General features: G+C 59.1%; 19 protein-coding genes. 11 read left to right on the top strand and 8 right to left on the bottom strand.

The window, feature by feature from the left end; genetic code table 11:
• Positions 1-193 precede the first annotated feature (193 nt).
• Positions 194-1,663, top strand: a complete 1,470-nt coding sequence (locus KGA85_RS15390) for a multiheme c-type cytochrome (protein ID WP_223455829.1) — start codon at positions 194-196, stop codon at positions 1,661-1,663.
• Positions 1,664-1,809: 146 nt separating this feature from the next.
• Here the strand turns inward: KGA85_RS15390 and KGA85_RS15385 are convergent, their stop codons facing one another.
• Positions 1,810-3,042 (bottom strand): MFS transporter, encoded by a 1,233-nt coding sequence (locus KGA85_RS15385; RefSeq protein WP_223533188.1) that lies wholly within the window; start codon positions 3,040-3,042, stop codon positions 1,810-1,812.
• A 152-nt stretch (positions 3,043-3,194) separates the two neighbouring features.
• On the opposite strand from KGA85_RS15385, the gene KGA85_RS15380 reads away from it, so the two are divergent.
• Complete coding sequence (locus KGA85_RS15380; RefSeq protein WP_223455827.1) at positions 3,195-3,653, top strand: winged helix-turn-helix transcriptional regulator; 459 nt, start codon at positions 3,195-3,197, stop codon at positions 3,651-3,653.
• 88 nt (positions 3,654-3,741) lie between these two features.
• On the opposite strand, the gene KGA85_RS15375 is transcribed toward KGA85_RS15380, so the two are convergent.
• The gene (locus KGA85_RS15375) at positions 3,742-4,020 is read right to left on the bottom strand and encodes a DUF2790 domain-containing protein (protein ID WP_223455826.1); all 279 of its coding nucleotides are present in this window, start codon (positions 4,018-4,020) and stop codon (positions 3,742-3,744) included.
• Between the two features lie 578 nt (positions 4,021-4,598).
• Here KGA85_RS15375 and KGA85_RS15370 point away from each other — a divergent pair.
• Entirely contained in the window at positions 4,599-5,303 is a 705-nt protein-coding gene (locus KGA85_RS15370) for a response regulator (RefSeq protein WP_223533186.1), read from the top strand.
• On the opposite strand, the gene KGA85_RS15365 is transcribed toward KGA85_RS15370, so the two are convergent.
• Positions 5,293-6,780 (bottom strand): sensor histidine kinase, encoded by a 1,488-nt coding sequence (locus KGA85_RS15365; protein WP_223455824.1) that lies wholly within the window; start codon positions 6,778-6,780, stop codon positions 5,293-5,295. The genes KGA85_RS15370 and KGA85_RS15365 overlap by 11 nt on opposite strands.
• Positions 6,781-6,948: 168 nt before the next feature.
• The gene (locus KGA85_RS15360) at positions 6,949-7,866 is read right to left on the bottom strand and encodes a LysR family transcriptional regulator (RefSeq protein WP_223455823.1); all 918 of its coding nucleotides are present in this window, start codon (positions 7,864-7,866) and stop codon (positions 6,949-6,951) included.
• Positions 7,867-7,949: 83 nt separating this feature from the next.
• Here KGA85_RS15360 and KGA85_RS15355 point away from each other — a divergent pair, with 83 nt between their 5' ends.
• Complete coding sequence (locus KGA85_RS15355; RefSeq protein ID WP_223533184.1) at positions 7,950-9,740, top strand: acyl-CoA dehydrogenase C-terminal domain-containing protein; 1,791 nt, start codon at positions 7,950-7,952, stop codon at positions 9,738-9,740.
• Between the two features lie 82 nt (positions 9,741-9,822).
• Here the strand turns inward: KGA85_RS15355 and KGA85_RS15350 are convergent, their stop codons facing one another.
• The 3 genes from KGA85_RS15350 to KGA85_RS15340 all read right to left on the bottom strand — a co-directional run bounded on the left by KGA85_RS15350 (position 9,823) and on the right by KGA85_RS15340 (position 13,831).
• Positions 9,823-11,088 (bottom strand): MFS transporter, encoded by a 1,266-nt coding sequence (locus KGA85_RS15350; RefSeq protein ID WP_223455821.1) that lies wholly within the window; start codon positions 11,086-11,088, stop codon positions 9,823-9,825.
• Between the two features lie 51 nt (positions 11,089-11,139).
• A complete protein-coding gene (locus KGA85_RS15345) occupies positions 11,140-12,210 on the bottom strand; it encodes a sugar phosphate isomerase/epimerase family protein (protein ID WP_223533180.1) in 1,071 nt (356 codons plus the stop codon).
• Positions 12,211-12,322: 112 nt separating this feature from the next.
• The gene (locus KGA85_RS15340) at positions 12,323-13,831 is read right to left on the bottom strand and encodes a PLP-dependent aminotransferase family protein (protein WP_223455819.1); all 1,509 of its coding nucleotides are present in this window, start codon (positions 13,829-13,831) and stop codon (positions 12,323-12,325) included.
• Between the two features lie 330 nt (positions 13,832-14,161).
• On the opposite strand from KGA85_RS15340, the gene KGA85_RS15335 reads away from it, so the two are divergent.
• The 6 genes from KGA85_RS15335 to KGA85_RS15310 all read left to right on the top strand — a co-directional run bounded on the left by KGA85_RS15335 (position 14,162) and on the right by KGA85_RS15310 (position 21,380).
• Positions 14,162-15,034: a DNA/RNA non-specific endonuclease gene (locus KGA85_RS15335; RefSeq protein WP_223455818.1), complete on the top strand. Its 873-nt coding sequence runs from the start codon at positions 14,162-14,164 to the stop codon at positions 15,032-15,034.
• A 199-nt stretch (positions 15,035-15,233) separates the two neighbouring features.
• Positions 15,234-17,417 carry an ornithine decarboxylase SpeF gene (gene speF, locus KGA85_RS15330; RefSeq protein WP_223543200.1) on the top strand — a complete coding sequence of 728 codons (2,184 nt, stop codon included), beginning with the start codon at positions 15,234-15,236 and terminating at the stop codon, positions 17,415-17,417.
• Between the two features lie 131 nt (positions 17,418-17,548).
• Positions 17,549-18,889 carry a putrescine-ornithine antiporter gene (gene potE / locus KGA85_RS15325; RefSeq protein ID WP_223455816.1) on the top strand — a complete coding sequence of 447 codons (1,341 nt, stop codon included), beginning with the start codon at positions 17,549-17,551 and terminating at the stop codon, positions 18,887-18,889.
• Positions 18,890-18,937: 48 nt separating this feature from the next.
• Positions 18,938-19,843 (top strand): amino acid ABC transporter substrate-binding protein, encoded by a 906-nt coding sequence (locus tag KGA85_RS15320; protein WP_223455815.1) that lies wholly within the window; start codon positions 18,938-18,940, stop codon positions 19,841-19,843.
• A gap of 277 nt (positions 19,844-20,120) precedes the next feature.
• Positions 20,121-20,405 (top strand): hypothetical protein, encoded by a 285-nt coding sequence (locus KGA85_RS15315; protein ID WP_223455814.1) that lies wholly within the window; start codon positions 20,121-20,123, stop codon positions 20,403-20,405.
• Between the two features lie 279 nt (positions 20,406-20,684).
• A complete protein-coding gene (locus KGA85_RS15310) occupies positions 20,685-21,380 on the top strand; it encodes a tRNA (adenine(22)-N(1))-methyltransferase (RefSeq protein WP_317848725.1) in 696 nt (231 codons plus the stop codon).
• A 25-nt stretch (positions 21,381-21,405) separates the two neighbouring features.
• On the opposite strand, the gene KGA85_RS15305 is transcribed toward KGA85_RS15310, so the two are convergent.
• Positions 21,406-22,743, bottom strand: coding sequence for an MFS transporter (locus KGA85_RS15305; protein ID WP_223455812.1), 1,338 nt, complete (start codon positions 22,741-22,743; stop codon positions 21,406-21,408).
• Between the two features lie 262 nt (positions 22,744-23,005).
• Between KGA85_RS15305 and KGA85_RS15300 the strand changes: the two genes are divergently transcribed.
• Positions 23,006-23,590 carry a nucleotidyltransferase family protein gene (locus KGA85_RS15300; protein ID WP_223455861.1) on the top strand — a complete coding sequence of 195 codons (585 nt, stop codon included), beginning with the start codon at positions 23,006-23,008 and terminating at the stop codon, positions 23,588-23,590.
• Positions 23,591-23,674 lie beyond the last annotated feature (84 nt).

The raw sequence follows: 23,674 nt of genomic DNA, 5'->3' as shown, positions 1-23,674 counted from the left end.
GTCGGCCGATATGTGTTGTTACATCGATGGCAAGGTAATTGCTGAGTGAGCGTATCCCGACCATGAAAGGTGCAGAGTCGGGAAACTGTGGAGCTGTAAGTACCCCCATTGAGTGATTGCATGTAACCAATACCCCTGGCTGCTCAATAGAAGTGCTGCAGTCCTCCTCTGCAACCGTCCAGGGGAAATGCTTATGAGCCACTCCAGATATACGTGTGCGCGGGTAGCGCTGCACGGGTTGTGCTTTCTAGCCTGCCTGCTGACGGTAACGCTGATGGCGGCAGACGAACCTCAGGGCAATGACAATCAAAGTAACGATAAGTGGGTGGAGCCAGCACGCTCCAGGCTCATGCATGTGATTGGCGGGATGCCGTTCTTTCCGCATCGGGCCAACACCACCGGCAACCTGATCTTGAATGTGAAGGACTTTGACAATGCCCAGGTCTGTGGCGCTTGCCATACGGAGATCTACAAGCAGTGGCGCTCGTCGATGATGTCTCAGGCCTGGGATGAACCCATCTATCGGGCCTTGCTCAAGCGTGCGAGTTCGGCCACCGAGGGCAAGGTCGATAACTTCTGCACTGGCTGCCATACCCCGATCGGTCTCACGACCGGGCAGATCAATTCGCAAGTCAACCGCTCCTCGATTGAAGACAGCGCGAAGAATCATCCGATGCCCGGGGTCGATTGCGAGACCTGCCACAACATCAGTGCCCGCACGGGCCTCGATAACGGCGCCTATGTCCTGAGTCCGCGAGCACACGGCAAACCCACCAAGTTCGGCCCGCGCAGGGATGCCGTTTCGCCTTATCACGACACCGTGTATTCCGCTCTGCACACCCGCTCGGACTTTTGTGGCACCTGCCACAACGTCACGCACCCCTTCAGCAGCGTGGCGGTGGAGCGCACCTATGACGAATGGCAGGAGAGCACCTACAGCCTTAACAATGTGACCTGCCAGAGCTGCCACATGCCGGGTTTTGCAGGCAAGGCCGCGATCATGGGGCCAGACCGCGAGTCGGTCGCCTCGCATTGGTTCAGCGGAGCCAACGCGATGATGCTCAAGCATCTCGGTCAGGAGGAGGGCGCGCAACGCGCACGCGACATGCTCGGGCGCGCCGGGGACATCAAGTTCGAGCAAGTGCCGGCAGCCATGACGCCCGGGCAATACACCTCGGTAGCGGTCAAAGTGACCAATGTCGGCGCCGGGCACAAGCTGCCGACCGGCTTTCCCGAGGGTCGGGAGATGTGGATCGATTTCCGGGTGCAGGATGCCAGTGGTCGCGAGATCTATCGCCTGGGTTCGATCAAGGACGGCAAGACCGAGGTCAACACGCGAAACTTCAAAGTGCACATAGGCGACAAGGACGGCAATCCGTTGGACGTCGAGGTCTGGAATGCCACGCAGATTCTTTCGGACAACCGCATTCTGCCCAAGGGCTACGATATCGGGGAGTTCTCCTTCCTGGTGCCGGCCGACGCCGTCGGGCCGCTGACCCTGACAGCCGATCTGAACTACTGGCCGTTTTCCCAGAAACTGGCCGACTACCTGCTCGGCAAGGATAAAGTGCAGGTGGAAATCACCCGGATGGCCAAAGTCACGCAGAGCGTACCTCTGTCGACCAGCCTTTCAACCGTCGGGTCAAATACTGCACACTTTTGACGGCATCGGCCAAAACGCTTGAGCTCCGCGCAAAGCGAATGCCGACATGCATGAGCGGATCAACAGTGGTGAGTCCCGGTTTGATCACCGAGAAACTCACACCCCTATGCCGGTCATCGAAATGGCGAGCCAGAGGTGTCGGGTTTTCATACGGATCTTCCTTGCTTGGGTGTTGAGAAATGAAACGTGAGAAACCACAGCGCCAGGGCAGTCGTACTGATCAACGCGCCCAGCAGGCTGACTGCGAGCCAGCCCCATAGCGCATAAACCTGCGTCGCGGCCGCAGCTCCCAGCGCGCTGCCCACCGAGTAAAAGCACATGTAGGCACCGACCATGCGACTTTGCGCGTCGGGTCGCGCCGCAAAAATCAGGCTCTGGTTGGTGACGTGTACGGCTTGCACCGCGAAGTCGAGCAAGAGCACTCCGCAAGCCAGCGCGATCAGTGACGTCTGTGCAAACGCGATAGGCAGCCAGGACAGCGTCAGGATCGTCAGCGAAATGCCGGTTACGCGTTGCCCAAAACCCTGGTCGGCCCAGCGACCGGATCTTCTGGCTGCCAGGGCGCCGGCGACGCCAGCCAGGCCAAACAGGCCGATGGCCGTGTGTGAAAGTGACAGCGGCGGGGCGCTCAATGGCAGGACCATGGAGGTCCACAGTACGGAAAAAGCGGCAAAGATCAGCAAGGCCAGCAGGCCCCTGATTCGCAAGACCGGTTCGGTCATGAACAGCGTGAACAGCGACCGGATGAGTGCCGGGTAGGTGTATCGACTGCATGCAGACACTGCGGGAGGAGTCACTTTCCAGAGCACCGCCGCGAGGGTCAGCATCAATCCCGAGGAAACGAAATACACAGCGCGCCAGCCCGCCAGATCTGCGATCAGCCCAGAGGTAAACCGCGCCAGAAGAATGCCCAGGACAATGCCGCTGGTGACGGTTCCCACGGCCTGGCCACGTTGTGACGGCGTTGCCAGTGCGGCGGTATAGGCCACCAGCACTTGAACCACCACTGCCAGCAAACCCACTGCGATCATGGCTCCCAACAGGGTCAGCCATTGCTGTGCTGCACCGACCCCCGCCAGCGCAATCGCAGACAGCAGCACTTGCGTCAGAATCAGCCCTTTACGGTTAACCAAGTCGCCCAATGGGACGATGAACAGCAACCCCAGTGCGTAACCGACCTGAGTCGCCGTCACCACAAACCCGATCATTGATGAGGCGACACCCAGGCTCTGCGCCATTGAATCGAGTAAAGGTTGCGCGAAGTAAACGTTGGCGACTGCCAGCGCGCAGGTGACAGAAAATAACAACGTGAGTGATGGCGAAAGCCCCGAGGCCTGCGTGACGAAAGGATGGGTGGTTGAGTCGGCATTTGCTGTCACGTGAGCCTCCGTGGCGTTAAACTGGTTTCAATTAAAAACTGGTTTCAATTAAAAACTGGATTCGATTGTTGCTGAATCAAGTTTCAAAATGCAACCACATTGCTCAAGATTGAACGACAGACGTGGCAGTCCTTATCCAAAAGGTAAATACGATGGTCGAAGACGCTTCATCGCAAAGCAGCGAATGCCCGGTGGCAAGAACACTGGAAGTCATTGGGGATCGATGGTCGCTGATGATCATCCGCGACGCGTTTGACGGCATTCGCCGATTCAGCGAGTTTCAGAAGAGCCTGGGGGTGGCCAAAAATATACTGGCATCGCGCCTCAAGACGTTGGTTGAAGTCGGTGTATTCGACGTTCGACCGGCGTCGGATGGAAGCGCCTACAAGGAGTACGTCCTGACGGACAAGGGACGAGAGATCTTTCCGGTGGTGGTCTGCATGAGGCAGTGGGGCGAACGTTTCCTGTTCAAGCGGGAAGAGACGCGTTCTGTGTTGTTGGACAATGAGTTCGGCCAGTCCCTGGTGCCGATTGAAGTTCGCTCGTCGAGCGGTCAAAAACTTGGCCCCTTCGACTGCCACAGGGTGAGAGTGGTTGCAGGCGAGTCGTGAATCGATCAAAGGGTTTGTGTGACTGGAGCGACTCGGGGTTCCGGCCTGCACCGCGCAGGCGAGGCCCAGAACCCTATCGACGAGCGGATCAGGCAATGCTGGTGGGGTCGGCAGGGCTTCCACCCCATTCGAGGAAACGGAGCTTGTGAACCTCGCCCTCGCTGTCTTCGTAGACCAGGGTCACCGGTACCACGCCGGTCTTGTCGGATGTATCGGTGCGCTGCAGTACCCGCTTCACATCGATTTCCATACCGTAGTGGTATTCGACGGCTGAGACATGCGCGCCGGGTTCTTGCAGGCTGTTCTGGTCGAAGACACTGGGTGCGAGACTGGAAATCACCGCACTGACAATTGTGGCCATGCTCATAAGGCTTTACCTCTACTGGATTTCACTTGACAGGGACCTAATGTGACACGCGATGAAAGTGAAGTTCACTTCACCGCGACGAACGTGCCTGCCTGAAAAGCCTGTAGTGGCTGCAAACTTCCGGCAATTCCCCGCGCTTGACGCCTCTCGACCATTCGTCCTTTAACCCCCGTATTTGTTGGTCAAAGTCCATTTTTGAAGGAGGTCATGACATGTCATGACGGATTTTTCGCGCGGTGGTTGTGACGCTACATGGACCGAAAACGCCTGCTGTCGAGCCGGAGTTGCATGTACCCAAGCGCAGGAGAGCGACTGTTGGTCGGATGAAAGATGGGGCCGGGTTTTATGAGGCTGGCTGTTTGTTGAAGTGTTTAGAGGCGTTTTAAAACAATGGGTTGGAGTCTGAAAAATCAGAATCCTGTCATGACGAATGCTTGTTGACGCTCGAATTTAGTCCGACCTAAGTCTTACTTCCGAACGCATGGAGCCCGGGACATGCGACTGGTAGCCGGCGTCATCCCCGGTTCCCTGCTATTAATCAATAAGTGTTCGAGTGCTGATCCTTTCGGGAGCGCGTCATGAATCCATCCATTCGCATCGGCATTGCCGACGATCATCCTATGTTGCGTGAGGGTGTTGCCAATACGTTGAGAAAACGGGCGGATCTGCAGGTCGTGGATCAGGGCGCCAATGCGCAAGATGCCATGGATATTGCTCGGCGGGTGCGTCCGGATGTGATGCTGATGGACGTCAATATGCCGGGCGATGTGTTCGCCGCGGTGCGGTTCATTTCCACTCAGCTGTCGAATGTGAAGGTGCTGATGCTGACGGTTTCAGAATCCGAAGACGACGCCTTTTTGGCACTGGAGGCTGGCGCGCGCGGGTATGTGTTGAAAGGTGTCAGCGGACCGGAACTGGTCCTGGCAATCAGGTCGGTTGCCAGGGGTGAGACGTATATCACCCCCGAGTTTGCCAACAAACTGCTGAGTAACAACAAGAAGCACGAAGCGCAAATTCAAACGTTTGATCTGACCCATCGCGAGGAGGAGGTCATTCGTGAGGTTTCAAAGGGGCTGACCAATAGGGAGGTTGCGTCAAAGCTGATGATCAGCGAAAAAACCGTCAAGCACCACATGGGCTGCGTAATGCAGAAACTGCACGCCCGAAATCGTGTCGAAGCGGTCACAGCCCTACGGCATTACAGGGAGCGCGAAGCTGTCGGACGACTTCACATCGGCGCAGCAAAAACACAAATGGATGCCGGAGCGCCCCCTATAGTTTGAACTGTGCATTGACCGACGTACCGGAGGCGCAGGAGTCGATGCTGAACAACCCGCCCAGAGATTCAATGCGATAACGCAAACCGGCGAGCCCCAATCGGGTTCTGCCGGATGCCTCTTGCAGCATGGCGTCCGCCGCCATGCCTGGACCACTGTCCCTGACGCTGATGTTCAATACTTCATCAATGTATTGCGCCTGGATCACCTGACCCTCGCCGTTGGCATGCCGGTAAGCGTTGTTGAGGGCTTCTTGCACAAAACGGTACAAACAGAGTTTGAGCGGCAGTGGCGCGGCCTTCGGTAGCAGCCCCAGGGTTAATGTGACCTTGGTGCCAGTGCGTTGCTCGTGCCGTTGCGCCACCAGTTGCAACTCTTCCACCAGGCTCATTTCATTGATTTCCGGAAGTGCCAGGCCTCGCGATAAATCGCGGACCTCACGCAATGCGTCGGTGGCGGCGCCACGAATGGTTTCCAGCGACTCCTGATCGACAGCGGAGCAGTTTTCGGCCAGGTCGTCGAGCCGGATCAGAATCAAGGTCAATAACTGCGCCGGCCCATCGTGCAGATCTGCACCAATGCGCCTCAAGGTGAGTTCGTTGACATGGGAAAACTCCTGGGTAGCCGTCGCCATCTTGCGCTGGAGTTCGGCATTGCTGATGTGCAGACGGGTTTGCTCCTGCAGCCGTAAGCGCAGTGCCACTTGTTGTCGCTGGATGATCTTGTCAGCGCGTCGCACGATGAAAAAAAGCAACGTCAGCATTGCCAAGGTCGCGGCGCCAACGACCACCCATACCTGCTCTCGGACGCGATTGATCTCGCGCTTCAGACTACCGGCCTTTTCATAAAATTCGCCCACCGCGATGACTTTCCTGGTGCTTGAATCCCGCAGGGGCGCGTAGATCTCATAGAGCGGCACGTTGAGATTGCGCTCGAACTCGTTCTCATCCTCGTTCAGCCCTTCAAGGTCGGTGACCACTTTGCCCTTGAGTGCCTCGGTGATCTCATCCATTGGGAATTTTTGGTTGGTGATGGCTTTATTCGTGCTGTAGACCACCGTGCCATCAGCTCGCCAGATCTTGATCGAGACAATGTGATGTTTGAGCGAACGACTTTCGGTGAGGTGGTCCAGGGACTGGACACTTGCAGCCGAGAGCTTGTTGTCCCGGCTCATCTCCTGCACATAGGGTTCCAGAAACGTATCCATGTACTGAGCGCCTGCTTCTGCTGCGCTATTTACCGCGGCACTTTCTATTCGTGCGCTCACCAGTTTGCCGACGAAGAACATGGTCAGTCCCAGGATCACCGCAGCGGCAATGACAAACTGGGTCGAGTGACTCAGATTGCGCGCCTTGACCCAGATCCGTGTGCGCCAGATTCCATTGCGAGCCGCATCGGAAACAGGGGGTGGCTCAACCAAAGCCTCAGTCTCCTGCGCGATAAAAGTCTCGTTTTTTGATTCGACTTGCGCATCTTTTCCCATCGATTTGGTCCCCGGTCATCGTGACAAGTCGGTTGGAAACCCTGCAACTCAACGGATATCTGGAAATTGGCTGTGGGCGCCACGCCTATGACTGACAGTAGTTCACTGTATAGCGATCCGACGTCCGCCCTTTGCAATTTCAGGCAAGGCGTTATGCCGGGCGTCAGTTCAAACCGGCCGCACCGCCAGGATTTGCTCGATCAGCCACGCCAACGCCGGCTCATGTTGGCGTTGCGCCAGATACACCAGTTCGAGTTGGAACGAGCCGACGTCGAACGGCAATTCGAACACCTGCAGCGGTAACAGCTGCGCGAATTGATTGGCCAACTGGGTCGGCAGGACGACGCTCAAGTCTGAATGGGCGACCAGGTGCGCCGCCTGCAAGTAGTTGGGTGTGGTGTAGACGATTTTCCTCGACAGGCCTTGCTTGCCCAGCCATTGGTCGACCATGCCGCGCGACTGACCGCCACTCACCCAGAGATGGCGCAGGCCCAGAAAGTCATCCAGTGTGAGTGTGTCTCGTGCCAGCGGATGCTGCTTGCGCACCGCCAGTCGCAGGGTTTCGCTGTGCCAGGCCCGGCGGGTGAAACGCGCCGGCACTTCTTCGAAGCGTCCCAGAACCATGTCCAGTTCACCCCGGTCCAGCAGTTCGGCAGGAAGGCTGGGGGCAAGGTGAGCAACGTCGATACGCAGGTTTGGCGCCAGTTCTCCCAGGCGCGCCAGCAAGGGCGGCATGCACAGCTGTTCGACAAAGTCGGTCAGGGCGATGCGCACCTGCTGCTGGCTCAGGCGTGGGTCGAAGGTCTCCCCGGCATTGAGTGTCTGTTCGATCTGTTGCAAGGCCGCACGAATCGGCCCCTCCAGCGCCAGCGCCCGGGAGGTGGGTTGCATGTGGCGGCCAACACGCACCAGCAACGGGTCGTCGAACAGTGAGCGCAGGCGGGCGAGGGCGTTGCTGACCGTGGGCTGGCTGAGCGCGAGACACTCGGCCGCTCGCGACACGTTCTGTTCGCGCAGCAGCATATCGAGGACCCGGAGCAAATTCAGATCGAAGCTTTTTAAATTCAAATTACAAATACCAGGCATATGAAAATGAAATTTCAAAAATAGTAGGCGCCTGCTTAGGGTGACGGCAATCTTTTCCACTGCGCCAACCCATGAGGCCCGCCATGAAGTATCAAGCTCCCCTGCGCGACATGCGTTTCGTGCTGCACGAAGTGTTCGATGTCAGCGGTCATTGTGATCGGTTGAACAAGGGTCTGGACCGGGAAACCATTGACGGCGTCCTCGAAGAAGCCGCGCGCTTCGCCGGCGAAGTGGTCGCACCGCTGAACCGCAACAGTGACGAGCAGGGTTGCCAACTTCACGACGGACACGTCACCACGCCCCAGGGATTTCGCGACGCCTACCGGCAGTACGTCGATAACGGCTGGGCGAGCATGACCGGGCCGCTGGAGTTCGCCGGCCAGGGTTTTCCACAACTGATTTCGGCCAGCTTCCATGAAATGCTGATGGCCGCCTCATTGTCCTTTCGCATTTATTCCGGCCTCACCGAAGGCGCGGTGCTGGCTCTGCATCGCCATGGCAGCGCGGCGCTCAAACAGGCTTACCTGGAGAAAATGGTCAGCGGAGAATGGTCCGGCACCATGTGCCTCACCGAGCCCCAGGCTGGTACCGACCTTGCCCTGCTGCGAACCCGTGCCCAGCCTCAAGCCGACGGCAGCTATCAGGTCAGCGGCAGCAAGATTTTCATCAGCGGCGGCGAGCAGGACCTGACCGCCAACATCATTCACCTGGTCCTTGCCCGTTTGCCGGATGCACCGGCCGGCGTGAAGGGCATCAGCCTGTTCCTGGTTCCCAAGTTCATTGCCGCTGGCGATGGAACACAGGGGCAGCGTAATTCGCTGAGCTGTGGCGCACTGGAACACAAGATGGGCATCAAGGGCGCGTCCACCTGCGTGATGAACTTCGATGGCGCACAAGGCTGGTTGATCGGCCAACCGAATCAGGGGCTGGCGTGCATGTTCACCATGATGAACGATGCACGCTTCCAGGTTGGCTTACAGGGACTGGGCATCGCCGAGGCAGCCTTCCAGGGTGGCCTCGCTTATGCCCGCGAACGCCTGCAATCGCGGGCCATCAGCGGTCCGGTGGCGCCGGACAAGAGTGCCGACCCGATCATCGTCCACCCCGATGTTCGCCGCATGCTGCTGACGCAAAAAACCTTGAGCGAAGGCTGCCGTTTGCTCGCGGCCTACACCGCCCTGCAACTGGACCTCGAACACGGCGACCCGCAACCCGAGGTTCGCCAGAACGCGAGTCGTCGGGCGGCGCTGCTGATTCCGATCGTCAAGGCCTTCTTCACCGACGTCGGCCAGGAAGTCGCCAGCCTGGGCGTTCAGTTGTACGGCGGCCACGGTTACATCCGCGAGTGGGGCATGGAGCAGTTGATGCGTGACAGCCGCATCACCCAGCTATACGAGGGTACCAACGGTATCCAGGCGCTGGATCTGCTTCGGCGCAAGGTGCTGGGCGATGGCGCCACGGAACTGGACGCCCTGATCGATGAACTGGCCGTGCATGCCGATGCGGCCGGCTCGCAAGCAGCGCTGAGGGAAATGGCCGAGGCCATGCAGCAGCGTCTCACCGAGTGGCGTGAGCTTGGCGCCGAGGTGGTCGAGGCGTGTCGGCGTGATGTGCAGGAAATCGGCGCCATGTCGGTGGACTTCCTGGCGTACAGCGCTTACGTGCTGGTGGGCGGGCTGTGGTTGCAGGCGGCTGTGCGTGCCCAAGACGCACTGGATGCAGGTACCGACGAATCCGGGTTCTATCGGGCCAAGCTGCAAGCGGCGGATTTTTACTGGCGCCGGGTGCTGCCCCGTGCCAGTGGCCACCGCGAATGCCTGCGGGGTGGAGCCCATTGCCTGATGGCCATGGACGAGGCCGACTTCGCATTTTGATGGCTACGCCGTGCGGCGGTAACCGAGAGACTCCGGTTACCGCCGCGCTGCGTTGTGTTGCGACGGTTACACCCACCTATGTTCAGGCTTGCGCGGCGCTGACCTTGCCAGTGATCGTGGCGTTTTTGCGGACTGCTTGATACAGCAAGCTGGACACCATGAACCCGACAATGGCCAAGACGCTCATCAACGAGAACACGTAGTTGTAGCCTTGTTGACCCGGGAAGTGGTCAAGGATTGCGCCATAAATGACGTAGGCAAACATGCCCGGCGCATAGCCGATCAGGCAACCGATCCCGAAGGCTGAACCAGTGATGTGTTGGGGAATGCCGACTTCACCCATGGGGGCCCAGAACACACCGCGCATGGAAAAGACAATCAGCGCGAAGGAGAGGGTGGCCGCCATGCCTGCGTAGATGTAATCCGGGCTTTTCGGGATGAGCATAATGACGCCCATCAGGGGCAACAACGCCAGGAATGCCCACTTCAGATAGCGGCTGGAACTCTTGAACTGTTTGTCGGCAATGAAGCCGCCAGCAGGGCCGCCCAGGATCTTGAGGAAGTACTGGTTGATGATGCCGTAGGCGCCTACCAGGGCCACGGGCAGTTCGTACATTTCCTTGAGGTAGGGAATGAAATAGGTCAGGCCGCAGTACACGATGTAGACCATGAACACGTTGAGGCTGACCAGCCAGATGCCCGGCACCTTGATGGCCTCGAGCAGGTTCGACAATCCGTTCTTCGGCTTGACGGTCGACTGGGTATTGCCGCTCTTGAGCAGCAGCCAGGTCAGGGTACCGGCAAGAATGTCGATGACCGAGTAGAAGAGGATCGCCGACTTCAGACCGTTTTCACCGGAGCCCATGGCGACGAAGACGCCCAGCGCAGAGAAGGCGACCAGGGTATCAATGACGCCACGCCCGCCTTCGAGAAGGCCAAACAGGCGCCCCTGTTCCTTATCGTCGCCCAGGTTGCGGATGGCTTTGAGCAGCGAAGGCCAAAAGAGGCAGTCGGCACACACGGCCAGCAGGCAGAACACCACCAGCAGATTGCTGAAGGGCGGAAAGGTCGCCAGGTAGAGCCCGAGCCCGCCGGTACCGATCAGGCCGAGGGGGATCAGCTTGCGCGTGTCGTACCGGTCGGCGAGCATGCCGCCCACTACGAACAGCGCGGTGGCGATGATGGCGTTGGCGCTCAGCAGCACGCCGATTTCAGTGTGGGATAGCCCCATGAATTCTTGCATGGGGATATAAAAGGCGTCTTTGAGATTCGCCAGCTTGTAGATGGTGCCGCCACCGAGGATGAGAATCAGGAATCTGAGCCATTTGGCCTTGTCTTGGGATGTCATTATTGTTCTCCAGGCGTAATTGGGTAGGCAGTGCCGGTCGGCACGTCAGGTTCAGGCGTTAGCGCAATGGGCCAGGGTCAACTCGGCCAGGGTTCGGAACTCGGCCAGCAGACCTCGTACGTAGGCGACCTGGTTGTTTGCCCAACGGTGCTCATCGGCCAGCATTCGCTCCAGCGAGAAGCCTTCCGGCAGCGCTGTTTCACTCATTTCCCGGTACGCAATGAACGGGTCGGCGGCTTCGTCGAGCTGGCGGAACGCCGGGGCGATGTAGTGGTTTTCCTGCTCAAGGATGAAGGCGATCACTTGCGGGGTTGATTCGCCGAGCATCAGCAATTCGAACAACATGCGTGCGCTGGGCAGGTCGTCTTCGTCACTGCCTTGCAGCACGCCGTAATGCCCGAAGCCGTTTTGCTCAGGGACGATGCGCACACCCTTGAGGTGGGTCTGGCGTATGTGCGGGGCCAGGGCGCGCAGTGCCGCCAGGGGCTGTTCGCAGGCATTGATCATGTTGCCGAAGTCGAATAGGGCGTGCAGGCGAGGGTGGTTCAGCCGGCTCAGCAGTTGCGCGATTTCGCCACTCTTGAGTTCCTCATGCTGCTCGAAGTCGAAGTACAGGTCGTGCTCGTCTGCCTGCTGCGCGAGGTAGTGCAGGTCTGACTCGATTATGTCCATGACCCGGGACAGCGCCCCTTCGTAGCGTGAGTAGACACGGATGTTGCGGGTGCCCAGCGCCTTGGCAATGGCGATCACTTGATCGACATCTTTTTTCAGGGTGCTGCTGATTTCCAGATGCACGTCCAGCCCGAGTGTTTTGGCCTTGGCAGCGAACGCCTGAAGCTGCGCGGCTGTCATTTGACTCAGGCTGTTTTCCTCACCGTCGAGCAAGTGCAGGCTCAGGCCCTGCAGTTCGTGGCGATAGGCGAAGTCCAGCAGGTGGCCCGGTGTGACACGGCCGTGGGTCAGGTTGGTCAGCAAGGGGTAGGCATGGGCAAACAGGCGCAGTTGTGCCAGTCGGTCAAGCAACTGGCGGGCCAGTGCCGCGGTCAGTAGGGGGGGAGCCTCGGCCTCGACAGCCTTATGGCTGAGCAAGGCGTTGAATCGTTCCTGGATCTTATTGTTCATTCGAGTCGTTCCTGGTTCAGACACCGGGTCTACCGGCGCAGCCTTTATCGCGCCAGTCAGGAACTCTCGATAGATCCATTATCAGTTAAATCATAAGACCACTTGCCTTGCGTCAAGTGGCCGGCTGCAGATAGCCCATCTTGTCCAGCGCCTGGGCCAGCGCTTCGACGCGCGCTTCGGCCTGGTCCTCAGGGGTGCTGGCAAAGCCGATCAACAGTGCCGGCGGCAGGACATGCTCGACGCAGTAGTCGCTCAGGGGATAGGTATGAATGCCATGCTGGCCGAGTTCCCTGGCCACGGCGTCGTCATCGAGATGCGCGGGTAACCAGGCGATCAGGTGCATGCCGGCTTCCACCGGCGTGATCCTGAAGAAAGTCCCCAGGCGTTTCTGCAGGTGTTCGACCAGTGCCTGCTGGCGAGCCTGGTACAGCGCGCGCATTCGACGAATATGGCCGAGAAAGTGGCCTTCGCGCATGAAGTCCGCCGTGACGGCCTGGAGCAGTGTGGGCGGGCTGCGATCCATGACCGCCCGCAAGGTGCAGAAGGGTTCGATCAAGGCGTTCGGCAGTATCACGTAACCCAGTCGTAGCGAGGGGAAGAGCACCTTGCTGAAGGTTCCGGCGTAGATGACCCGGGCCCATTGGTCCATGGCATAGAGTGCCGGCAGGGGGCGGCCGTTGTAGCGAAACTCGCTGTCGCAGTCGTCCTCGATGATCCAGCTTTGATTCTGGGCGGCCCAGTCGATGAGTTCCTGGCGTCGCCCATAACTCATGGTGACGCCCAGGGGATGCTGACGAGAAGGTGTGGTAAACACCAGGCGGGCGTCAGGACACAGGGCCAGTCCTTGCTGGACATCGATCCCCTGTTCGTCGATGCGCAACGGCACGACCTGACCACCTTGGGCCTGGAGCGCAATGCGCGCCGCGATATGCCCCGGATCCTCCATCCAGAAACTGTCCTGCGGATTGAGCAACAGCATGCCCAGCAGGTTGAAGGCTTGCTGGGCGCCGGACACGATGACCACCTGATCGGCACTGCAATCAATGCCACGGGCATCGAAGACGTATTCGGCAATCGCCTCGCGCAGGGCCAGCAATCCCTGTAGTTCGCCATAGCCGAGCATGGCCTTGGTCGGCTTGTGCAGGTGGCGGTTCAACAGCCGCTTCCAGACCGATTGCGGGAAGGCATCGTAGGCGCTGTGGCTGGGCAGGAACGAGGTCGGGCTCCCGGTCGCCCAGTCGGCATAGGAAACGCCGCGGAAATGATCGCTGCGCAACGACAGCATGGACTGGCTCAGGTCGGACAGGCGAGGAGGCTGGCGCTTGTACTCATCGTCATCGATACCGCGGCTTTCCCATTCATGGCCGACATAGGTCCCGGCCCCGGTCCGCGACGTCAGAAAGCCTTCGGCAATCAGCTGATCGAAGGCATTGAGAATGCTGATTCGCGACAGCTGCAGTTCCTTGCTCAAGGTCCGGGTGGACGGCAGGCGCACGCCTCCCTGAATCCTGCCACTGAGAATCTGTTTGCGAATCTGCAAGTAGAGTTGGCGGTACAAGGGGATGGAACTGGCACGGTCCAGCTCGATACCTGACAACAGCAAACCTGCGGAGGATTTCATTTTTGGTTCGTCTGGATGAAGTGTGGTTTGACCTGAACGGCCGTCAGGCACCAGGGTGCGAAAGGGTATCGAGCGGTGCTGGATAAGTCATCCACCACAGCGTCACAATAATATGGCTGCTGAGTACGGCATTGCACTAACCGATCTTGTCGTGGTCCATACACCCCGCACGACCCTCAGCGGTCGAACCGACCGGCCCCGGATCGGTAACTTGATCAAGGACAGCGAAAGCATGATCGCCGCCACATAACAAGCAACGCCCCCCACCCGGTTCAGTGAATCGGGCCTCGCCGTACGTTCATCCCTCAATCCCATTCGAAGATTTAACCCATGTACCTACGCAAAATTGCAGTTGGGCTGTCGGCCCTTGTTTTGCTCTCGACCGGGGCGCAAGCCCGCAGTCTGCTGGACCTCCTCAAGCCACCCACCGCGCAACATGAACAAGCGTCCCGCTCGGGCTCGATCAGCCAGAATGCGGCCCTGGACCTCTATTCAAGCAAACAGAAACAGGCATCATTTGACGGCTGCGCCGACCTGTTCCCGGCTGCGAAACCGATCAACACGGCCACAGTGCCCGCATCGATGAAACCCCTGGCGCTGTGTTCCGACAACTTTGCGGTGCTGTACTCGCAAACCAGCAAGACCCCGCTGGTGGTGGTCGAACGCCTGAATGCGGCCCAGTTGCAGGATGCCAAAGGGGAGGAGCGCACCAACCAGTTCTACCCGGACCCACGCATTCCCAAGAGTGGGCGCGCCGAGTTGAGCGACTACCGCAGCCAGCACCCGGCCGTGGACCGTGGCCATCAATCCCCGGCAGCCGATGCCCCGAGCCCCAAGGCAATGGCCCAATCCTTTGCGCTGTCGAACATGGTGCCGCAAGACCCGACCAACAACCGGAAGGTCTGGAGCAAGGTCGAGTCTGATGTCCGCAAGTTTGCCAAGCGCGCCGATGGCAACGTGTTTGTCTTTACCGGCCCGCTCTTTGACCCGGGTCACTCGACCATCGGCGATAACCAGGTCTGGGTCCCGACCCGCCTGTTCAAGCTGGTGTACGACGCATCGTCCAAACGTGCCTGGGCCTATGTGCTGCCTAACGCAGAAACCCGAATCGAGAAGCCGATGGACTATGAGACGTTCGTGAAGAGTACCGGGCTCAAGCTGCTCGGGAACCTGCCCGTGACAGGTTCCGCCGGGCGCACCTGATGGCTGGATGAGCAGCACCCCAGAGGTTGGAGGTAACCGATGGGGTGTTTCATTCACCGATAAAATTTCGGCAAGGGGTAACAGATTGTAAAAATGGACTATACCCAATAGGGCAATCGCTCCGGACCCCGGGACATGATGCCCCTGAAGGCGCTCGTCCCAGGAACTTCAACGTCAAGCAGACCGAGAGATTCTGGATATGAACGCTTTGAAAATCGCTGCCAGCGATGCGGTCCGGGATTGTTTTCGTAATACCCGTGAAATCGTCCGATTCGACCAGACGGACTTTACCGATGTCGCTGTCGCCGTGCTCTGCGTTGATGACTTGGCCGCCGGGGTGCTGGATGCCATCAAGCGCACCGGCTTCGACATCCCGATCTTCCTGGTGGCCTCTCAGGGCCGCAGCAATCGCTCCCTGGCGATCTACAAGCAACTGCAGGATGTCATCTTGCAGGTCAATGGCGTCTTCGACTTATCCAGCAATAATGCCGAATACCACGGCAACCAACTGGAGACAGCGGCCAAGGCCTACGAAGAAAGCCTGCTGCCACCGTTCTTCGACTCGCTCAAACACTACACCGAAGCGGCCAACGCGACCTTTGCCTGCCCCGGCCACCAGGGCGGCCAGTTCTTTCGCAAACATCCGGCCGGTCGGCAGTTTTTCGACTTCTTCGGCGAGACGCTGTTTCGCGCCGACATGTGCAACGCCGACGTCAAGCTCGGCGACCTGCTGATCCACGAAGGCCCGGCATTGTTGGCGCAGAAACACGCCGCGCAAGTGTTCAACGCCGACAAGACCTACTTCGTGCTCAACGGCACCTCGGCGTCGAACAAGGTGGTGACCAACGCCCTGTTGACCCCCGGCGACCTGGTGTTGTTCGACCGCAACAATCACAAATCCAATCACCAGGGCGCGTTGCTGCAGGCCGGTGCCACGCCGGTGTACCTCGAAACCGCGCGCAACCCTTACGGCTTCATCGGCGGCATCGACGCCCACTGTTTCGAAGAGGACTACCTGCGCGAACTGATTGCCGAGGTCGCCCCGGACAAGGCGCAACTGCCGCGGCCGTTCCGCCTGGCGATCATTCAACTGGGCACTTATGACGGCACCATCTACAACGCCCGGCAAGTGGTCGACCGCATCGGCAAACTGTGTGACTACATCCTGTTCGACTCGGCGTGGGTCGGCTACGAGCAGTTCATTCCGATGATGAAAGACTGCTCGCCGCTGTTGCTCGACCTCAACGAGAACGACCCGGGCATCTTCGTCACCCAGTCGGTGCACAAGCAGCAGGCCGGTTTTTCCCAGGCCTCCCAGGTGCACAAGAAGGACCGCCACATCAAAGGCCAGGCGCGCTATTGCAACCATCACCGGCTCAACAACGCGTTCATGGCCCAGGCGTCCACCAGCCCGTTCTACCCGTTGTTCGCCTCGCTGGATGTGAACGCGCGCATTCACTCAGGCCGCAGCGGCCTGCGCCTGTGGGAAGACTGCGTGAAGTTCGGCATCGAAGCGCGCAAGTTGATCCTCGAAGCCTGCACCATGGTCCGCCCGTTCGTGCCGCACAGCATTGAAGGGCGCGCGTGGGAAGACTATCCGACGGAAGAAATCGCCAATGACATCCGTTTCTTCGAGTTCCATCCCAAGGACCGCTGGCACGCCTTTGCCGGCTACGCCGAGAAGCAGTACTTCATCGACCCGTGCAAGTTGCTGTTCACCACGCCGGGCATCGACCCGGTGGACGGCAGCTACACCGACTTCGGCATTCACGCCGGCATCCTGGCCAACTTCCTGCGCGAGAACGGCATCGTCCCGGAAAAGTGCGACCTCAACTCGATCCTGTTCCTGCTCACGCCGGCCGAAGACTGGGCGAAGATGACCCACCTGGCCGCGCAAATCGCCCGCTTCGAACGTTTCATCAGCGATGACGCGCCGATGAGCCGGGTGCTGCCGGCGATCTACGCGCAGCATCAGGAACGCTATCGCAACTACACCATTCGCCAGCTCTGCCAGGAAATGCACGACCTGTACCGCCACCACAACGTGCAACAGTTGCAGAAGGACATGTTCCGCAAGGCACACTTCCCGAAAAAGGCCATGAACCCGCAGCAAGCGCAAATCGAGTACATCCGCGGCAACGTCGAACTGGTGGCGCTGGCGGATGCCGACGGGCGTATTGCCGCCGAAGGCGCGTTGCCCTATCCACCGGGGGTGCTCTGCGTGGTACCGGGTGAAATCTGGGGCGGCGCGGTGCTCAAGTACTTCCTGGCCCTGGAAGAAGGCATCAACCGCTTGCCCGGTTTCACACCGGAGTTGCAGGGCGTGTACCTGAAGCAGGAAGGCGGTCGTACCCGGGCGTATGGGTACGTGATCAAGGCCTGATGCTGTAGTGCTCACAAGCGCCAACCTACAAAGTTCATGTGGTCAAACAGTAAGCGTTAGCCCCTGTCCGGCCGCGTGCTGTACGTCGCCAGACCCAGGTTCAAAACTCTGCAAAAGGCAAGGAGTTTGCGATGGCTGATTCAAGCAAGAAAATGGGCCTGATGGGGCTCACGACGCTGGTAACGGTCAACATGATGGGCTCGGGTATCATCATGTTGCCCACCAACATGGCTCAATTGGGTGCCGTCTCTTTGTTGTCGTGGATTTTCACGGCGATTGGTTCGATGGCCATCGCCTACTGCTTTGCCCAGTGTGGCGTCTTCTGCTCACGCTCCGGCGGCTTGTCCGCCTACACCGAAGAAGCCCACTCAAAGTCGGGTTTTTTCCTCTGCTCGTACCTGTACTTCCTGTCACTGGCCATCGCCAACGTGGCCGTGGCCATTTCGGCGGTGGGCTACATGACCGCCTTCGTGCCCTGGCTGGGTACGGGTGCGATTCCACTGTGCGTCGGCACGATCGGGCTGATCTGGCTGACTACCTTTGCCAACTTCGGTGGCCCTAGCATCACCGGCAAGATCGGTGCGTTCACGGTGTGGGGCGTGATCATTCCGGTCGCGGGCCTGAGCATCATCGGCTGGTTCTGGTTCAAGCCTGATGTGCTGGCCGCCGCCTGGAATCCGCACAGCGTGGCGATCTCCGAAGCCATTGGCAAAGCCATACCCCTGACCCTGTGGGCCTTCCTGGGCATGGAGTCGGCGGCCCAGGCCACCGATGCCGTGGAAAACCCCAAGCGCAATGTGCCGTTGGCCTGCCTGTTCGGTACCCTGGGTGCCGCCGTGGTCTATGTGCTGTCGACCACCGTGATCCAGGGCATCATTCCCAACGCTGAGCTGGCCAAATCCTCCGCACCCTTCGCGCTGGTCTACGCCACGATATTCAGCCCGATGGTCGGCAATATCGTCATGGCCCTGGCGGTCATGGCCTGCGTCGGCTCGCTGTTGGGCTGGCAATTTACCCTGGCGCAAACGGCCAAGATGACGGCTGACCAGAACCTGTTCCTCAAGCTGTTCAGCAAGGTCAACTCCATGAATGCGCCCGTCATCGGCATGATTGTCTGCGGCGTGCTGCAGACCCTCATGGCCCTGTCGACCATCTCGCCCGATGCCGCCGCGCAGTTCAGCAAGCTGGTCAGCCTGGCGGCAGTCACCAACCTCATCCCCTATATCACTGCGCTGACGGGCCTGCTGGTGATCATGCACAAGGCCGGGGTCTCGTCAGCGATTCACACGCGTAACGTGGTGGTCTTGCTGATTGCAGTCACGTACTCCTTGTACGCCCTGTATGCCTGCGGCAAGGACGCAGTGATGGGCGGCACCCTGGTGCTCGCTTTCGGCTACCTGCTCTATGGATTCCTCGCCAAGCGCTTCACCGACGCGCCAGCGGCCAACCAGGCCAGGGCCGCAAACCCTTAGGCGTGGCCAACAGGACTGCACAGACATCTGCATACGGGGAAACCGGACATGAACGTACCATTTGCCACAACCACCAGACTGCTGCTTGCCTTCGCACTCTCGACGCTGCCGCTAGTGGCTGGCGCCAACACCGTTGAACGCGTGCGCAGCAGCCACACCTTGACCTTGGGCTACTTGCCTGACCTGGCCCCTTTCAGCAAGCAGGAAGGCGACAAGGCCAGCGGTTACGCCATCGACCTGTGCCTGAAAGTCGCCGACAAGCTCAAGAGCGAGCTGGGTCTGCCCGACCTGCAAGTGCGCTACCAGCCCGTCAAGATTTCGGACGAGGTCAACGCCGTGAGCCAGGGTAAAGTCGATATCCTCTGCACGCCGACACCGCCCACCCTGGAGCGGCGCAAGATGATCAGTTACTCCATACCGATCTACACCGCCGGCCTCTCGGTCGTTGTGCGCAGCGATGCTCGCGAACCGCTGCTCAATGTGCTCAATGGCAAGGTCGCCAATACCGGCCCGACCTGGCGTGCCAGCATCAACAACGGTCTGGCCAACCAAACCTACGCGACCCTGGAGGGGGGCGTGACCGAAGACTGGATTCGCGAACAGATGCGCCTGCTCAACGTGATCGCTTCGCTGGTGACCGTGGACAACAACGACGAGGGCATCAAGCTGGTCGCCGAGGGCAAGGCCGATGCCTTCTTCTCCGAACGCATGCTGCTGCGCAACGAAGTCACCAAGGAGGGCGCGGCAAAGAACCTGATGCTCCTGGACCGCATCTTCGAGTACTCGCCGGTGGCGATGATCGTGGAGCGCAACGACGAAGACTTCCGCTTGCTGGTCGATATGGCCCTGAGTGAAGCCTATCACTCGGGGTTCATAGAAAAGGCCTACGACCAGTACCTGGGCGGAACCAACGCTACCGTGAAAAAACTGTTCAGGGTGTATGCGTTGCCTTAGTGGCATCGTGCAAACCCGTGGCGAGGGAGCAAGCTCCCTCGCCACGGGTGATTTGATCGGCTCGGGCCAGCATCAATCCGCGAAGATCATGGCGAAGTAGCCGGGGACCGTCAGCAGGACTCCTGAGACTTCTGTCACTGAATAACAGCAGAAAACTTAGTCCACAGCATTTATCAATCAGGTCGACGAGCCTCCTCAAGGGGACCTGCTACAGTTACCCAGTGCTTGTTCAAGGCAGTACTTGCAGTCAAGTAGCAAACTACTCAGGAGCTTTGTTATGCGAATCATCGCGGCCGCTGTGTGCACACTGCTATTCTCCCTGGCTTTGCCATCAATGTCGTTTGCCGGTTCAAATTGCGATGATGCGGGCAGTGCAAGTGATGTCAGAAACTGCGTAAAAAACAACAATGATCAAAAAGGGAAAGGCAATTGCAATGACAACGGCAATTGCGGCAAGGCCAAGGATAAGGCCAAAAATAATGCTGATGATTACTCGGTCAGTTGCATGGAAATCAATAACCTTGTCCTGCGTCGTCAGTGCCTTGATAAACGCAGAGATTGAATGTCGGGATTGCGCTGTGATCAACGGTGCGCCGGGCATAGTTGCCTTCACAAATCCCGGCATCCGCTGCGATCGCTGCGCTAGTTGGATTTGCCACTACCTGCATTGCCCGGAATTACAATCCGTTGCATGAGTGACGTCCTGTCGCGAAAAAAGCCGGCAATTGTGCAGGGGCTTGAAGGCCAGTCAAATAAATTTGAAATGCATGGCGATGCTCGACAGAATCGCGCCCCTGTCTGGCCGAAGGTGTCGGACGTTCGTGGTGAAAAGGGGCCGCAGTTGAACGAGCAGACTTTGTCCATGCGCCTGGAGCGCGTGGCGGCGCATGTGCCAGCCGGTGCGCGCTTGGCCGATATCGGTTCGGATCACGGCTACCTGCCGGTGGCGTTGATGCACCGTGGCGCCATCGCGGCGGCGGTGGCCGGCGAGGTGGCCTTGACGCCGTTCCACTCGGCCGAACGCACCGTGCGCGAAAACGGCCTGGACCAGCAGATCACCGTGCGCCTGGCCAACGGCCTGGCGGCGATCGAGCCGGGAGACGGGATCACGGCGATCAGCATCTGCGGGATGGGCGGCGAAACGATCCGCGACATCCTCGACAGCGGCAAGGCATGCCTGAGCGGTCAGGAACGCCTGATCCTGCAGCCCAACGGCGGCGAGCAGCCACTGCGTCAATGGCTGATGGAAAATGGCTACCGCATCCTCTGCGAGGAAGTGCTGCGGGAAAACCGCTTCGACTACGAAGTCATCGTCGCCGAGCGCGTCGGGCCGGTGGAGTACACCGCCGAGCAGCTGTACTTCGGCCCGTTGCAGATGCAGGCCCGCAGCCCGGCGTTCCTGGTCAAGTGGCAGCGCAAGCTGCGCCAGAAGCAGAAGACCCTGGCCCACTTGGCCCGGGCGCAGCAAGCCGTGCCCGAGGAGACAGTACAGGACATCGCGCGCCAGGCCCGGTGGATCAGCGAACTGCTGGCTTGAGCACCGTCCCGGCTCGTTTGGTGTTTCAGGTAGCAGCGCTGACTGCTACGCCTTTTTCCCCCGACGCAACGTCATGCAGGGAAATCCTTGAAGTTTCCGGCAATGCCAGTCCGCCCGCCAGCGCGAGCAATGCAATCGCGATCAGATAGAACGCCGGCGACAAGTTGCTGCCGGTCGTGCTGATCAGCCACGTCGCCACCAGCGGTGCGGTGCCGCCGAAAAGGGTATACGCCATGTTGTAGGTGATAGCCGAGGCGGTGTATCGAGTACGGGTAGGGAAGGTTTCCGAGAGCAGGGCCGCCGTTACCACGCCACACAACACCGCGCCAATCGCCAGGAGCATGACGCCGATGATGGACGCGGCGAACGAGCCGGAGCTGGCCATCAGGAACGATGGATACACCACCACAATCAACAGCGCGCAAGCCGTCATCACCGTAATGCGACGCCCGACCCGGTCCGAATACAGCCCGGCCAGCGGGCAGATCGCTGCAGCGAACAGCAATGCAATCAGTGACACCAGCAACGCTGTTGCGCGACTCAGGCCACCGGCGACTTGCAAGTAGGTCGCGAAATAGGTGGTGAACATATAAAACGAGAGTGCCGTGAGTGACACAAAAGCACCCAGGCAACAGATCGCCGCACCATGGTTGCGCAAGGTTTCCTTGAGTGGGGAATGGGCGACTGCGTGTTCCTCGGTCACCGCCTGGAATGCCGGTGTCTCATCGAGCTTCCAGCGCAGGTAAAGACCCACCAGGCCCAGCGGTGCGGCAATCAGAAAGGGCAGGCGCCAACCCCAGCTACCCATAGCTTCAGCCGATAATGACGCCTCGAGTGCGTAGGCCACCACGGCTGCCGCGGCGAAGGCGGAAAATGTCGACACCGGAATGAAGCTGCCGTACCAGGCGCGTTTATCACGCGGTGCATGCTCCATCAGGTAGGCACAGGCACCAGCGTATTCTCCGCCGGCGGAAAAGCCTTGGGCGCAACGGATCAGGGACAGAAGAATCGGCGCCATGACCCCGATTGCCGCATAAGTGGGCAGCAGACCGATCAAGGTCGTCGCTCCGGCCATCAGCAGAATCGTCATCGCAAGGGTTCGCTTGCGGCCGATCCTGTCCCCCAGCATGCCGAAGAAAATCCCTCCAAGGGGTCGAAACGCAAAGGCCACGGCGAATACCGCAAAGGTCTTGAGCAGCGCGGCACTGGCATCGCCGCTGGGGAAAAATTGCTGGGCGATGGTCGTGGCCAAAAAGCCATAGACAGCGAAGTCGAACCACTCGACGAAATTGCCGATGCCGGCGGCCACAATCACTTTTCTCAGCGTTGCTGGGCTGACTTGTTCTGTCGTTGCGCTTGTCATGCTTGACCTCGGCAGTTCGTGAGTATGCTATCGATTATCGGGGCAGGCACAGCGGCGGCTCACTTCAAAAGTGTCACCCACATAGTCAGTACCGACTTCATATCGTTGAATCAGGCATGATTCGCGCCAGATTGGCCGATAGTCGCGGGTTGCCAAGGGCGCTATTGACCGAGGGTGAAAAAAGGGCGGTGTTTTTCTCGAATTTGTAAAACGCTGACGGTATTGTCGATCGCCGGGATCAGATCGATTTAAAGGGATGAAGATGACATTGACAGTCGAAAGCCTGGTCAGGATCGCAATGGCCAATCCAGTAAACACAGAAATTTCCACCCGCTTACCTGAGCTCGGTTTGAACCAATGCCTGCTCACGGCCGGTTGCTTGTTCCAGGCCGTGTGGAATCACCAGTCACAGCTCCCGCCAGAGTGGGGAGTGAAGGACTACGACGTCTTTTACTTCGATGAGGATCTGTCCTGGGAAGCAGAGAATGAGGTCATCCAATCAGGTGAGCGTCTGTTCAGGGATCTCGACGTGAACATTGAGATCAAGAATCAGGCTCGCGTTCACCTGTGGTACAGCCAGCGGTTTGGCGGGGACTATCCTCAGCTTCAGTCGGCTAAGGACGGGGTTGATCGCTACCTGATTGCCGGTACCTGCATTGGATTGGATGTTGCAACTGGCGAGGTCTATGCGCCCAACGGCCTGGCCGACACAGAGCACGGGCTACTTCGAATCAATCCAAAGAATCCCAGGCCAGACCTGTTCGATCAGAAGGCCAAAAGTTATCAGGCTCGCTGGCCCTGGCTCAGGATCGTAGAGCCCCCACAGCCGGTAGTGCCACGACTCTGAGAAGAGTGAAGAGATCAAAAAACCATGACATGGCTGTAACCGGGCGTGGGGGCATATCCGGATTTGCAAGCTAACGCTTTAAAA

The organism is Pseudomonas sp. GL-B-12 (assembly GCF_019955895.1).
Classification (GTDB): domain Bacteria; phylum Pseudomonadota; class Gammaproteobacteria; order Pseudomonadales; family Pseudomonadaceae; genus Aquipseudomonas.
Note: the sequence above shows the minus strand (reverse complement) of the source record. Positions and strands in the feature narration are given on the sequence as shown.

What these genes read in the sequence shown, in the direction of transcription:
- KGA85_RS15360 (WP_223455823.1), bottom strand. Translation starts at nt 7,866, where the DNA reads ATGCCTGGTATTTGTAATTTGAATTTAAAAAGCTTCGATCTGAATTTG.
- KGA85_RS15320 (WP_223455815.1), top strand. Translation starts at nt 18,938, where the DNA reads ATGAACGTACCATTTGCCACAACCACCAGACTGCTGCTTGCCTTCGCA.
- KGA85_RS15300 (WP_223455861.1), top strand. Translation starts at nt 23,006, where the DNA reads ATGACATTGACAGTCGAAAGCCTGGTCAGGATCGCAATGGCCAATCCA.
- KGA85_RS15380 (WP_223455827.1), top strand. Translation starts at nt 3,195, where the DNA reads ATGGTCGAAGACGCTTCATCGCAAAGCAGCGAATGCCCGGTGGCAAGA.
- KGA85_RS15365 (WP_223455824.1), bottom strand. Translation starts at nt 6,780, where the DNA reads ATGGGAAAAGATGCGCAAGTCGAATCAAAAAACGAGACTTTTATCGCG.
- KGA85_RS15390 (WP_223455829.1), top strand. Translation starts at nt 194, where the DNA reads ATGAGCCACTCCAGATATACGTGTGCGCGGGTAGCGCTGCACGGGTTG.
- KGA85_RS15355 (WP_223533184.1), top strand. Translation starts at nt 7,950, where the DNA reads ATGAAGTATCAAGCTCCCCTGCGCGACATGCGTTTCGTGCTGCACGAA.
- KGA85_RS15350 (WP_223455821.1), bottom strand. Translation starts at nt 11,088, where the DNA reads ATGACATCCCAAGACAAGGCCAAATGGCTCAGATTCCTGATTCTCATC.
- KGA85_RS15370 (WP_223533186.1), top strand. Translation starts at nt 4,599, where the DNA reads ATGAATCCATCCATTCGCATCGGCATTGCCGACGATCATCCTATGTTG.
- potE (WP_223455816.1), top strand. Translation starts at nt 17,549, where the DNA reads ATGGCTGATTCAAGCAAGAAAATGGGCCTGATGGGGCTCACGACGCTG.
- KGA85_RS15345 (WP_223533180.1), bottom strand. Translation starts at nt 12,210, where the DNA reads ATGAACAATAAGATCCAGGAACGATTCAACGCCTTGCTCAGCCATAAG.
- KGA85_RS15315 (WP_223455814.1), top strand. Translation starts at nt 20,121, where the DNA reads ATGCGAATCATCGCGGCCGCTGTGTGCACACTGCTATTCTCCCTGGCT.
- KGA85_RS15335 (WP_223455818.1), top strand. Translation starts at nt 14,162, where the DNA reads ATGTACCTACGCAAAATTGCAGTTGGGCTGTCGGCCCTTGTTTTGCTC.
- KGA85_RS15375 (WP_223455826.1), bottom strand. Translation starts at nt 4,020, where the DNA reads ATGAGCATGGCCACAATTGTCAGTGCGGTGATTTCCAGTCTCGCACCC.
- speF (WP_223543200.1), top strand. Translation starts at nt 15,234, where the DNA reads ATGAACGCTTTGAAAATCGCTGCCAGCGATGCGGTCCGGGATTGTTTT.
- KGA85_RS15305 (WP_223455812.1), bottom strand. Translation starts at nt 22,743, where the DNA reads ATGACAAGCGCAACGACAGAACAAGTCAGCCCAGCAACGCTGAGAAAA.
- KGA85_RS15340 (WP_223455819.1), bottom strand. Translation starts at nt 13,831, where the DNA reads ATGAAATCCTCCGCAGGTTTGCTGTTGTCAGGTATCGAGCTGGACCGT.